The following is a 12132-nucleotide window of genomic DNA, read 5'->3' as shown; positions in this document are numbered from 1 at the left end:
GTGACTGTAATTGTTCTAAGTCTTTGATAGTCAGAGACATAAGCCATAACTCGCTTTATCAGCAATCTCTTTCTATCATAGGCGTGTTCGCACTTACTCCCCCACTAGATACCGCCGCATCATCTCCGCCAAAGCCACCGCCTCACCATCCGGCGTGTACACAGTATTCCCCGACATCGCAATCACAATCCTGTTTTTCCTCGCCCACTCAAACCAAACGCTTACACCAGATTTAGCCTGCTGTGCCTCCGGCTTTCTCCCCTCCTTACAAGCCGCGACAAACACAGCCTCCGGTGATTTAATGCCTTTCCAAGTCCGTATCGCCTCCTTGAGATAGGCGATCGCCCCTGGTACATTCTCCCAACACCGTTTTACTGTGCGCTGAATCTCTGCATTGAGACGAAATTGCGGAGTACAAGGTATTTCTCGTAACTGTTGCAATACCTCCTGAACCTGCTGCTGACTGGGCTGTACTGACTTTTTCATCCGTTCAAGCAGCGATCGCACTCTTGGCGGGGTATCTCTGGTCTTGGTTCACTATCCGCTAAGTCAGAACTTCTGCGTAAGAGCGATAACTTTACTGGTTCATTTGTAAGCTTGTTGAGCTTGTGTAGGCACAGAGCCTTGAAACCTGTTGCCAACTTAAGTATAAATTGTTATCTTCCAGTAATAATTTACTCTTACTTAAAAGGCTGTATGCCAATTCCTGACTACCAAGCCATAATGCTTCCGTTGCTGAAATTTACCACAGACCAAAAAGAACACTCACTACGAGAAACGATTGAGGCTTTGGTAGATCACTTTCAATTAACTGAAGAGGAACAAAAAGAACTGCTGCCTAGCGGCCGTCAACCAACTTTTGATAATCGTGTAGGGTGGGCGCGTACTTATTTGAAAAAAGCTGGATTAGTGGAATCAACTAAACGAGGCTGTTTCCGGATAACTGATAGAGGAATTGAGACTATTAACACTAATCCTGTTGAGATTAATGCTAAGTTTTTAAGGCAGTTTCCAGAATTTCTAGAATTTCAAAATTATACTCAACAATCGGAGGAAAGCACATCTAATGGTAGTGGATCTGAAATAAATACCACTCGTACACCAGAAGAAGATGTAGAGCTTGCCATTCAGAAGCTGACAAAAGAATTAGCATCAGATTTACTACAGATGATCAAAAATTCTCCACCAGCTTTCTTTGAAAAACTAGTGGTCGATTTATTAGTCAAAATGGGATATGGCGGCACTCGCAAGGATGCAGGTCAAACCGTTGGGCGTAGTGGTGATGGTGGAATTGACGGTATCATCAACGAAGACCGTTTGGGTCTAGATGTAATTTACATTCAAGCTAAACGTTGGGAAAGTTCTGTAGGTCGTCCTGAAATTCAAAAGTTTGCTGGAGCTTTACAAGGATTTCGTGCCAGAAAAGGAGTATTTATAACAACATCAACGTTTACAAATGAAGCTAAAGACTACGTTTCAAGAATTGATAGTAAGATTATTTTGATTGATGGAGAAACGTTGACTCAGTTGATGATTGAAAATAATGTTGGTGTTACACCATTTGCAGTGTATGAAGTCAAGAAAGTTGATTCAGATTACTTTACAGATAGCTAAGTAGTTTTTAAGGAAATGGATGATTTGGGTTTTCTCCTTGTTGCCTCATTTTGTATTCTTTAATAAATTGATTTAATGCAATTTTCTGATTCTCTGTTAGTTGGCTTTGTTTAGCTAAATCTTGAACCCTAGTAATTATATCATCTGTACTTAAATAAGATGATAACCATTGAGGATCAAGCCTGTATCCTTGTACTACACTAAGAAAGTTTTCTAATAAGTAAATTAATTTTTGGTCTTCTTGGATAACTGTTTTTACCCATTGACTTACTTCTTCTACATTACCTGAATCACGCCAAAAAGCTAAGATACGACGTAGTTTTGGCACTGTAAGCAAAGTTTCTTCTTGTGCAGCCTCTCGTACTTTATTTAAAGCAAGTTTTTCAATTCCTTCTAATTGCTGTGTATTCAAAATTCTTTGGTCTTCAGGCTTATCTCTTCTATCTTCATACTTTCCATGCTGCGATCCCAGAGATACCATTTGGTTTACTATTGTTGCAATTGCATGACCGTTTAATATGACTTTTTTTAATATCTGATCTCGTTTTGTTTTTTCAATCCGTTCCAAAAGTTGATTTATTAAAAATTCTATTTCATATTCATTACCTATGGAAGCAAAAGAATTTTTTTCATCTTCAACATTCCAAAGTTGATCCCCGACTTCAAAAAAAGCTTGTAAAACGGACTCTATGCAATCTAGAGGAATATCTTTGTTCACATAATCTCTTAAACGATCTAAAAATACTCGAATTCTACTTATACCATCAAAGCGTATTTGATCAGATAATTCTACCAGTTTAGCTCCAAACATCTGAGAATTATTTGCTAAAGCTAACACGCTTTGCATTTCAGAGATAGATATATCACCTTCAGGTACTGCCAAGCGAAAGTAAACAGGAAAGATATCTGCACTGCATATATGAAGATATCTTCGTTTATCTTTTAAATAGCTATCTCCCCACACTACATTCGTATTACCTGCTTTTGGAAAAATTTTTGTCACTATAAATTTAATTGCATTCCTGTCTTTTTCCTTAATTTGATTAATCCAATTGGTATGGAATTCTTTTATTTTATTCTCATTCATGCTAATACTTGACAGCGTTAAAAACCTCAAACCAAAGGTGAATAAATCTGGATTATTACGTATAATATTATATACAGTTGGGCAAAACAACCTAATAGTTTCAATAGCGACGAAATCAACGAAATTAACTTCTCCTTTAACCCCTGGGTATGTCACCATCAAAGTATTTATTAAACGCAGTACACTACGAGGTGTATTAATAAAATGTTCTATTCCTTGCCAATAAATATCTGTCCAGTATTTTGGCTGAAATAGTTCTTCTGGTGTATCAGATATTATTTTAGTCAGTTGGCTATCAAATAGTCTAGTAAGTTGTAGTTTATCAGGAAGGGGAAGTTCAAAAGATACCTGAACAATTTTCTCAAGATAAACTTCTCCATTTATTTTCTGTGTTTCTTCAAGGGCTTTAACAACAACTTCTTTATCAAAGAGTAAAAGATAAACAACATTAGGAAAATTAGCAACTGCCTTAATTACTCGAAATAGTTGCCTAATCTCTTCAGCAGTTAGTCTATCTATATCATCAATGACAATCAAAATCCGCTTTTGCTGCTTTTTTAATATTTTTTCTATTTCTTCTTTTAATTTATGTATATCCTTTGGACTAATCACTGTTTTTACTGTTGCAGCAAAAGCTTTTGTTCGCAAATCGGGAATTGTAGAAACTCTCTCTGCTAAACTTCCTATCTGGTTTTTTATTTTTCTCCCAAGAGTTTGCCATTTCTCGTATAATACGCCTAATAATTGCTCAAAAAAGCTTTTAGTAAGGTCTTCTTGCCCAGAAAACCACCAAGGATTATACGGCACTATTACTGGCTGTTCCGGCTCAGGTTTTTGCTTGAGGTAGTGTATTATGAAATTTAATAAAGTTGATTTACCCGAACCCCAAGGGGCATAAACTGCTATCACTAATCCATCTGGCGGAGACATTTTGCTAATGCTTTCTGCAAGATTCTTGGCGAATGGAGCATAACCTAATTTGTCATCTTTTGGGTCACTTAGAGGTTTATCTGCGGATAAAGTATTTAAAGTATTAGGTTCCAAACTGAAGCTATCTTGCACTTCAAACATACAGTTATGCTCACACGAAAATTTTCACTGATTACAGTGTTAAATTTTTATCATGCTATACAGTAATGCTGAAACAAAATTAAGTTTTGCTAAAAAATAGTGCAGATGCTAATTGAAACGCTAGGACATCAAAGCTGATATAGAAAATAGTGACGGATCTTTACAGCATTAAAAGAGGAGCATCTGCTAAAGTACACTCTTTCTTTTTGATAGCACTCACTACCTCACTACCCCTCCCACTTCACCAGCACCCCATCCGCAGCCACTAGCCCCCACTGCGGACACTTCGCCACTAGCTTCTTGATCACAATCCGCAAAGCAGGGTCATCCGCCCAACACTCCATCAGAAAATCATCCCCAGGATTTTCACGCCATTGTTCCGCTATCTTGAGCTTTTCCATCCGCCAGGGTCGTATTCTTGATCGCTCAACGACTGCTTCATAAGACCATTTTTCTGGATCGGAATCAGCCGCTACAGCACAAACACCTTCATTATGAACTTTTGGTTCCTGTGCTGGCAAATTCGACTCGGCAGACGCGGCGGAAACTGTGTCTTCATGACGTGCGATCGCATCATCACTCAATTCCTGCTTCTTTTCTAGCAACGAAGCAGACAGACTCGGTTGAGCTTGGTTTTTGGGTTGATTGAGGTTTTCTAAATTTAAAGCAACGGGCGCGGCGGAAGAATGGTCTTCATAACTGGCTCCCGGTTCATCACTCAAATCCTGGTTCTTTTCTGTCAACGAAACGGATTGACTTGGCACATCATCCACAAGCGTCAGCGTCGTGCAGTCCGTTACCGCAGGTAACTCTTCTTTTTCTTCTTCCACGCTTTTAAGGGTTTGAGGTGACGCATCCCTCAAGGATGCGTCAGCCGTCTCATCACCATGCAAATTTTCGTATGAAGTGGAAGAACTAACTACCTTACCAACCACCTTAGTGGGTGGTTGGTAGGTAGTTAAAGAATAGTTAGAAACGTTGTTAGGTTTCTGGAAGCCTTGTAATTCCTCACTTTTTTGACCATTCTTTTGGAAATGATCCAAATCGGGCTGGATTTGTTTCTCTTCGGGTTGGTTTTGGTTTCTCCCGGTGTGGTTAATTTCCTTCCCGGCGTGGACAGATTTCTCGTCACAAGAATTAGTGTCGCCGGACGTGGACGATTCCCAGTAAAAGCGATTGTAATAACCGTGCAGGTTACGAACACGATACCCAATCAGTCCAGGTCTGCCAGAAGGCAATCGGCCAAACACTTCCTCATACTGAAATAACCCTTGAGCCGTTAACGCTGCACCTGCTTTTTGCAATGACTTGTAGGTGAGGTTGGTATCCAGCTTGTGAGCAGCCCCACCAAATTGTTCTGCTGCAACCGAGTCCAACCATAGCTGCTGCACACAGGGCGGTTGCTGACGAACCCAGTTGATATCCTCAATCGAGATTTTGCAGTGGGGTCGAACTGGTTTTTCGTCTGTGGCTTGTTTGTGATTGCCTTTGTTTTGGCCACCTTTGATTGCCTTTAATGCTGTATTCATAATTTTCTCCCAAAATTAAGCATGACAATATGAGCGACATGGTTGCAGTGCCGCTTTGTGAATTCAAAATGCAAAATTCAGAATGCAAAATTAATTTTGAATTTTGAATTTTAAATTTTTAATTGATTGGTTGTTTCTTGCCAGAAACGCAATTCGTTCTTGAAATAGCGGTCAGTCTTTTTCGGTTTGTCTTTCCAATGCGCCCAAGCGACCCAAACCTCATCACCCATGTCTTCGATAACTTCGCCCTTGGCGTTATACAAAGCGCAGTAAATATCGGCATGGGCAACAATAGAGCCAAGCCCAATCACTTCAGCATCAGAAACAACAGATTCGGCAAGGACTTCTTCAGGAACCAATGGTTCCGTAATTTGCGAGGATGCGGTTTTCTCAAGACCAGTGATTAACTCCGTCTCTTGTGGGGTCAACTCTGCCCAGTAGTCGGCTTTGATAACCTCGTACTCCTGCGCCACTTCCAGATAATCCCACCAACTACACTCAGGCTTGGACAGCACAAATCGAATATCACTAACTGCTTGCGGTAACAGTTGCAGTTGTTCGGCTCGATATGCGATCGCAGACGGGGTTGGTTCACTACCTAGAATTAACGCCGCAGCTTCTAAGGCTTGGGTGTTGTTCATGGCACTGGCCAAGTTTCCCAAAGCAATGCCCATCAGTCGCAAGCATTCTTGAGCATTTTCTTTGGGTGGTTCAACTGCAAGCGATCGCAGGTCTATAGTTTTGTCTAAAGCTTGCTTAACCTGCTTGTTCAAGGCTTTGGTTGCTTGCTTAGTAAGAGTATTACCCCATTCCTGAGCCGGACGTTCTTCTACAGCACGTTCCAATTCCTGAATACGTTTTTGTAACCTTTGGTTCTCAAGTTCTAACTGCCTTAAGCCTTCCAACTCGAAAAGCCGATGCTGTAACTGGATGTTCTCTTCCTTTTGTTTCTGAAACAGGTTTTGTAAAGTGGTGAGTTGTTCTTGTACCTGCTGTTGGGCTTGGGTAGTTGCTTCCGCTTGTAACCCAATCCTCAAATCCTTTTCCAGTCGTTCAAGTTCTTGCTGGTGCTGCTGTTTGAGTTGTGCGATCGCTTCGGCATATTCTTTGGGGTAAGTTCTTTGCTGACTCAATGACTCAACTGCGTCATTACTTAAATCCGCATTGTTAACCAGTTCCCTGCTGCCATCCTCAAAGGTGACAATCTGTTGTCTTTGATTGGGTGGGTCAGCTGAGATGGTTCCTTCTTCACCATAGCGGGGGTGAGTTGGTGAGGTAACTTTTACTATGTTGGTTTTAGGAACCACTGGTTCCTGAATTTCTGGTTCTTCAATTTTAGGAACCATTGGTTCCTGAGCAATAGTTTTTTTACTTGGCAGACGAGGAACTACCCTGTTAGCAGCTGCGGCAAAGTCTGATTCACTTGGGGAAGGGTTTTGCTCCAGTGCGATCGCAACAGCCTGTTTTAGTTTCTCTGGTTCCTTAACCAAACGCAGCAGCGAACGGGCTTGACGCTCATTCTTGATGTGTTCACCCAATTCATCAGCTGCATCAATTACTTTTTTCGCTCCCAGCAGTTGATTGATTCTGCGGTAGCCACCCCAGGTAGATAACTCAGCTTGGCAGTATTCCTCAAAAGATTTGTAACCAGCTTCACGGTAAAGCAGTTGATCACGCATTTGGAGAATCTCATCAACGGCTTGCCATTCAAAACGGTCAATGGCGGTGAAGGTTTCTTTGATGCTGGTGTTGAGAATGCTGTAGCTGGGGGGTGATGTTGTTTCGCAGCGATCTAGTGTCAGCATATTTTTCTCCTCTTGCTATACGTAAAAGAGGTGCTGAAAGATATCTGTACTTGACTACGAGTTTTTTCTTGCCTTGGCTTTGGCTCAACAAAACAAATAATCATGCTTTCACCTAGCAGAGACATATCCATTTCAATAGCGATACTTGCCCCTGTGCAGAGTTGAAGAAAATTTGGTATTGTTTGGTTGATCATAAACTGTGCAGTTTGTGAAACTTTCCCAAGGGCGGTGTTTTCCAGGCAAACGCTCTTGGGCTTGAATTTTTTGGATGATTTTCAAAAAGCTGAAGGCACACTGTAGGTGGTGGAAAAATATTTAGCCACCCACAATATGCCTTAGCTCAATTACTGCCACCTTTGGTACACATAGATTACTCCCAGTAATCGTCAATTACTTTCACAAGGAGAGTCTTGTTATCCCAAATAGTAACACAGTATTATCACAACAGACACAATACCTAAAAAGCAGTAAACCCGCCTAATGGTTGGCGGGTTTTTCTTTGAGCATCTCTTTTAGTTTTTCTAGTAACTGCCTGAGAGAATCATTTTCTTCTCTCAGGCTGCGGTTTCCCCCAGCACTAATTCTTCCAGTTTCGCTACTCTCTGCCTTAGCTCCACAATATCGCTAGATTCAACCTTATTCCCCAGATATTGGTCAATTAGCTCAATCAGAACATCAGTAGCATTCTTCCCCTCTTGCTTGACCTTTTCATAAAAAGCATCTTTCTTTTCAGGTGTAATCCTGATATTTATTCTTGTTTCACTCATAGTGATTCCTCGTCTATTGTTCAACGCTATCAGCGAAAGCATTGTAATAACAAGTGTACTCCCAAGTATTCAATTTTGGTCATCCCATTGGGTTGACAAACGGGATTACAAAATGTACATTATATATATGAGGCAATTCTAAACCTCCTGAAGCTTGAAAACTAATATCCATCAAGACACCACACATAACAGAAGTAACTCACAGTTAACTTCTGCAACTATCTTTCTTTGTCTTGGTAATGCTGAGAATCCCTTACTTTCAAGCTTCAAATAACGGCTCCGCCCAATTTCGATGAGTGCGTTGTGGGGAACCACAACGTTCTTAAAAATCAAAAGCGACCGCCCAAGCCTGACAAACTTCGCGATCGCTTTCATCCATAACGGAGATAAACAATTATGACTTACATTGCTCATAGACAGCAACCAGTTGACGCGCAATCCTTAGCCCAAGACGAACTCGCGCAGTACATGAGCCAGCAAGCGCAAACTGTAGCACCAACCGCAGACCCCTTAACATCTCATGACCGTCGCATCATTGCCGAGATTATCCAAGTAGACCCCGAATCGATCCGCACTATCTGGATAGAAGCTGGAATCACCGTATGGGTGCAGTTAGTCGGTGGCGGACGGCTACCCTTCGACCGCAACTGGTTTTCCAAAAGAGTTGCAGAAGTTAAAGCCACTTTGCCCGAAACTCCCAGAGAACGCAACGATCGTCTGAGCGAAGAATTAGAAACCGCTTGCCAAAAATACGGTTTAACTCACGGAGAGATTGACTGGCTCAGTTTCAGCACCACCCTCTATTTCAACCGTCAGCGTGTGGGTTTCCTGGGCTGTAACCTCGAAGGCAAATGGTACAGCAGGTGCAGTCAGTTGGGCGGCAGTCGCACGGCTATCGATATTGATGCGGCGATTGCACTGTTGGGAATTAGCCAACCAGTAGCCGCGTAGTCCCAACAGTAGAAAGGCGATCGCATTTTTAGAGCGCGATCGCCATTACAACAAAAACAATAGAAAAATCATGGCACGAAATAGCTATGTCATTCGTTCAAGATCCCGACTGGGGTGAATGCTGCGAACCGATACTTTTACCCCCGAATCATCCAAACGCAGAGTTAATTGAAATTCCTGGTTACACGCTGGTTTACTGCAACGGGTTTCGCCCGAAAATCTACCGCGTTTACAAGGGTGAATCAATGCTGGGTTTGGTTTTTCAACACATCACGCATTGGACAAACGAAGTAGACGAGAACCATTACACCAAACCGTTGAACGCAGCAGTGGCACTCGATGATTTCCTTCTGGCTGCAAGTATGGCTAATGACAAAACCATTGCAGCTTAACTCAGTTTTTCAACTTCAACAAATAACCATTCACCAATTAAGAAAATGGAACCCACTATCTCAATCCCTCCGGGTTGGCAATACCCCCGTTTTGGCTTTGGACAACGGACAGAACGCGGTCAAATCATCGGCATGAAATATTATGCTGAGGACACATATCTAGCTGAAGAATACGGTGCGGGTTGGCGTTACATTCTGCTGCCAAACAAGAACACTGAAGACGATGAAACACGGATTGAGGATGACATAAAACTGCTTTCAGTGCAGGAATTAAAAACAGTTTTAGAAACAGAAATTATCAACCATTTACGCCAAGTTGAATCACTAAAGTACGAGTTGAAAGCAGTTGGTGTAAGTTTTGTAGCAAGTAACTCTACGGTTGAAGAAAGCAAAGAACCGCCTTATCCATCTCTGCACGATTTAGTTGATGCCGGAAAATTCATCCTCAAAGAAATTGCCAAACACCCCGACTATTTAACACTTAGATATCAGCCCGATTTAACTATTGGCGATGCTGAAACTGCACTTTCTTATCTGGAATTGGAACTCGAACCGAATCAAAGTCCTGCATTAGATATTGCTGACTAAGGCTAAAGCAATCTCTATTTCTGTCATAAATAGCTAACCCGAACAGTATCCCAAATCAACGCAATTTTTAGCAAAAACAAGGCAACTATGGAAACAATCAAAATCAACAACAGCGTCTTTCTCATTCCACCCAGCCAACCTAAACTTCAAGCGAACTGCGCCAAGGAGTACGGGCAATTTCTTTTGGACTGCCCACCGAAGCTGACAATTTTAGAAGCACAGCAGGGCGGATATCTCAAAGGTAACAAGGCGGATTTTGCGATCGCTATTTCTCGTCCAGACCGTCCAATGACCATTAACGAGAACTTCACCAACGAGCCGTTCACCGAACTGTGGGTGATTCCGGTAGCTGGCGGGTTAAAGGATCAGTTTAAAGGGCCAGCGTCCATGCTGCTCAGTTTTCTGATGCACCGCCGGAGTAAGGATTCGTTTGCAGGTCTGTACAATCACTTCGCGCATCGTGCATTTCAGCAGTGGTGCGAGGAAGGGATGCCGGGAGATCCGAAAGAGTTTTGCTATGAGGCGATCGCATCTGTCCTGAAAAACTACATCTTCTGCGCCGAGTTCCAAAAGGTGGAAGGTGCGCTTGGCACGTATTGGTTCATTCAGTGGTCGTACCGCAATCCGCAGTCTGATTTTGAAAAAGATGCACTGGAAGCGGCTGAAATGATTCGGTCGGGTGCGGAGTCTGGGGCGACATTGGGCTGGGTTACAAACGAGACTTACGAAAGATGGGCGTTAAATGCAGAGATTAGACCAGCATTGCCAGCAGTTTCGGAAGCAGAGGCACGGGCATCGTTACAGCCGCAGAATCAGGCAGTTGTACCCAGCAAGAGAAGGTAATTAAAAACTAACAATGGCGGTTCACCGATGAATCGCCACACTAACTAATTATGAAACAACTAACAGGTTTTACCCCCATTGCTGCACTACCTGAATCAACTGCGGCTTCTGCTAAACAACAATTACTCAACACAACTGATTGGCTACAGGCTGAGGGTGCAGCAACCGAAACTAATCTCAATCTTTTAATAGCAATTATTCAATCAATTCTTTGGTCTGAAGAATCATATACCAAATTTTTGCAATGCGGTTTTGATGCAGCGATTGAGTTGTTCGATATCAGTTCTCAAAATTGGGATTTTGAAGAAGCAATGTTATCACGCCACAATCCCAGAAATTGGGATGAATACAAGCAATTAGAACAAATACGGGCGGTAGAAACATAAGCAATCAGCATTGAATACCAGGGATTTAATTATGAGTATCAAATGGAGTGAGCCGGAATTAACAACTCTTTACGAGATGGCTGAAACACACACAGTAAAACAAATAGCTTTTCGACTAAAAAGACGCGGATATAAACGGACAGAATTAGCTATTGCTAATAAACTTAATGCTTTGGGTTACTCTACACGCCCCACTTTGGATAACTATAGTTGCCGTGAAATTGCTAAAAACCTTTCTCTAGATACCGGCACGATTATTTATTGGATAAAGCAGGGCTGGTTGAAAGCGAAAAAACGTTCTGCTAGTTGTTATCAAGTCAAAAGTCGAGATTTAAAACGCTTTTTCAATAACCCTCCAAAATCCATGCAGAAGCGAATAGCACGAATAGATCCGCAAGTTGTTAGGTATTTAGTGGGGTAGTTATATCGCAGATAAAAATACGATAATTAGAATACAGGCGATTCCAAAACTGAATCGCCACATTTTTATTTTATCTAGTACAAAACCTTATTTTACTATTAATTAATTAAGATATAATATCTGCATAATTACTATCAATTTTAAAAAAAATAAATAAACTATGATTGACCATGACCGCTTGTTTAAAGAATTACTTTCTACCTTTTTTGTTGAGTTCTTAGATTTATTTCTGCCGCAAGTCGCCAGCCAGATAGACAGTGATTCAATTCAGTTTTTACCCCAAGAAGTTTTGACTGATGTCACTTCTGGGGAAAGAAAGGAAATTGATTTACTTGCTCAAGTGCGTTACCAAGGACAAGAAACCTGTTTTTTAATCCATGTCGAAAATCAGTCTTACACCAAGAAAGAATTTGCCAAACGGATGTTTAAGTATTTTGCTCGACTGCACGAAAAATATGACCTACCTATTTATCCCGTGGTGATTTTTTCTTTTGATGAACCATTACGCCCTGAACCACAAAACTATCGCGTTACCTTTCCTGATTTAAACGTTCTGGAGTTTCAATTTGCTGCTATTCAACTCAATCGTTTAAGCTGGCGGGATTTTCTAACTCAACCAAATCCAGTAGCCGCAGCATTGATGTCGAAAATGAATATTCCCAAACAAGAGCGTCCGCA

At 41.6% G+C, this 12132-nt stretch carries 13 protein-coding genes; 8 read left to right on the top strand and 5 right to left on the bottom strand.

From position 1 onward, the window contains the following. Positions 1–93: 93 nt before the first annotated feature. On the bottom strand, positions 94–486 hold the full coding sequence (locus H6G79_RS36495; protein ID WP_242048770.1) for a hypothetical protein: 393 nt from the start codon (positions 484–486) through the stop codon (positions 94–96). A 210-nt stretch (positions 487–696) separates the two neighbouring features. On the opposite strand from H6G79_RS36495, the gene H6G79_RS35425 reads away from it, so the two are divergent. Continuing rightward, complete coding sequence (locus H6G79_RS35425) at positions 697–1614, top strand: restriction endonuclease (RefSeq protein WP_190595154.1); 918 nt, start codon at positions 697–699, stop codon at positions 1612–1614. Between the two features lie 7 nt (positions 1615–1621). Here H6G79_RS35425 and H6G79_RS35420 read toward each other — a convergent pair whose 3' ends face one another. The 4 genes from H6G79_RS35420 to H6G79_RS35405 all read right to left on the bottom strand — a co-directional run bounded on the left by H6G79_RS35420 (position 1622) and on the right by H6G79_RS35405 (position 7873). Next, positions 1622–3772: a P-loop NTPase fold protein gene (locus H6G79_RS35420; RefSeq protein ID WP_190595155.1), complete on the bottom strand. Its 2151-nt coding sequence runs from the start codon at positions 3770–3772 to the stop codon at positions 1622–1624. A 227-nt stretch (positions 3773–3999) separates the two neighbouring features. Continuing rightward, the gene (locus tag H6G79_RS35415) at positions 4000–5301 is read right to left on the bottom strand and encodes a hypothetical protein (protein WP_190595156.1); all 1302 of its coding nucleotides are present in this window, start codon (positions 5299–5301) and stop codon (positions 4000–4002) included. Positions 5302–5411: 110 nt separating this feature from the next. Next, entirely contained in the window at positions 5412–7106 is a 1695-nt protein-coding gene (locus H6G79_RS35410) for a hypothetical protein (protein WP_190595157.1), read from the bottom strand. Positions 7107–7660: 554 nt separating this feature from the next. Further along, positions 7661–7873, bottom strand: a complete 213-nt coding sequence (locus H6G79_RS35405) for a hypothetical protein (RefSeq protein WP_190595158.1) — start codon at positions 7871–7873, stop codon at positions 7661–7663. Positions 7874–8269: 396 nt separating this feature from the next. On the opposite strand from H6G79_RS35405, the gene H6G79_RS35400 reads away from it, so the two are divergent. The 7 genes from H6G79_RS35400 to H6G79_RS35370 form a co-directional block, all read left to right on the top strand. Continuing rightward, positions 8270–8824 (top strand): hypothetical protein, encoded by a 555-nt coding sequence (locus tag H6G79_RS35400; RefSeq protein WP_190595159.1) that lies wholly within the window; start codon positions 8270–8272, stop codon positions 8822–8824. Positions 8825–8910: 86 nt separating this feature from the next. Further along, positions 8911–9216 (top strand): hypothetical protein, encoded by a 306-nt coding sequence (locus H6G79_RS35395; protein ID WP_190595160.1) that lies wholly within the window; start codon positions 8911–8913, stop codon positions 9214–9216. Between the two features lie 45 nt (positions 9217–9261). Then, positions 9262–9804, top strand: a complete 543-nt coding sequence (locus H6G79_RS35390) for a hypothetical protein (protein ID WP_190595161.1) — start codon at positions 9262–9264, stop codon at positions 9802–9804. 87 nt (positions 9805–9891) lie between these two features. Beyond that, on the top strand, positions 9892–10647 hold the full coding sequence (locus tag H6G79_RS35385) for a hypothetical protein (protein ID WP_190595162.1): 756 nt from the start codon (positions 9892–9894) through the stop codon (positions 10645–10647). 50 nt (positions 10648–10697) lie between these two features. Then, positions 10698–11033 (top strand): hypothetical protein, encoded by a 336-nt coding sequence (locus H6G79_RS35380; protein ID WP_190595163.1) that lies wholly within the window; start codon positions 10698–10700, stop codon positions 11031–11033. Between the two features lie 31 nt (positions 11034–11064). Continuing rightward, positions 11065–11454: a hypothetical protein gene (locus tag H6G79_RS35375; RefSeq protein WP_199334146.1), complete on the top strand. Its 390-nt coding sequence runs from the start codon at positions 11065–11067 to the stop codon at positions 11452–11454. Positions 11455–11614: 160 nt separating this feature from the next. Continuing rightward, positions 11615–12132, top strand: a 518-nt coding sequence (locus H6G79_RS35370; protein ID WP_191049422.1) for an Rpn family recombination-promoting nuclease/putative transposase, incomplete at its 3' end; no start/stop codon positions are given.

Origin of the sequence: Anabaena sp. FACHB-83, from assembly GCF_014697485.1 — a bacterium.
Classification (GTDB): domain Bacteria; phylum Cyanobacteriota; class Cyanobacteriia; order Cyanobacteriales; family Nostocaceae; genus Nostoc_B.
The sequence above is the reverse complement of the archived record's forward strand: the minus strand, read 5'-3'. Positions and strand labels throughout refer to the sequence as shown.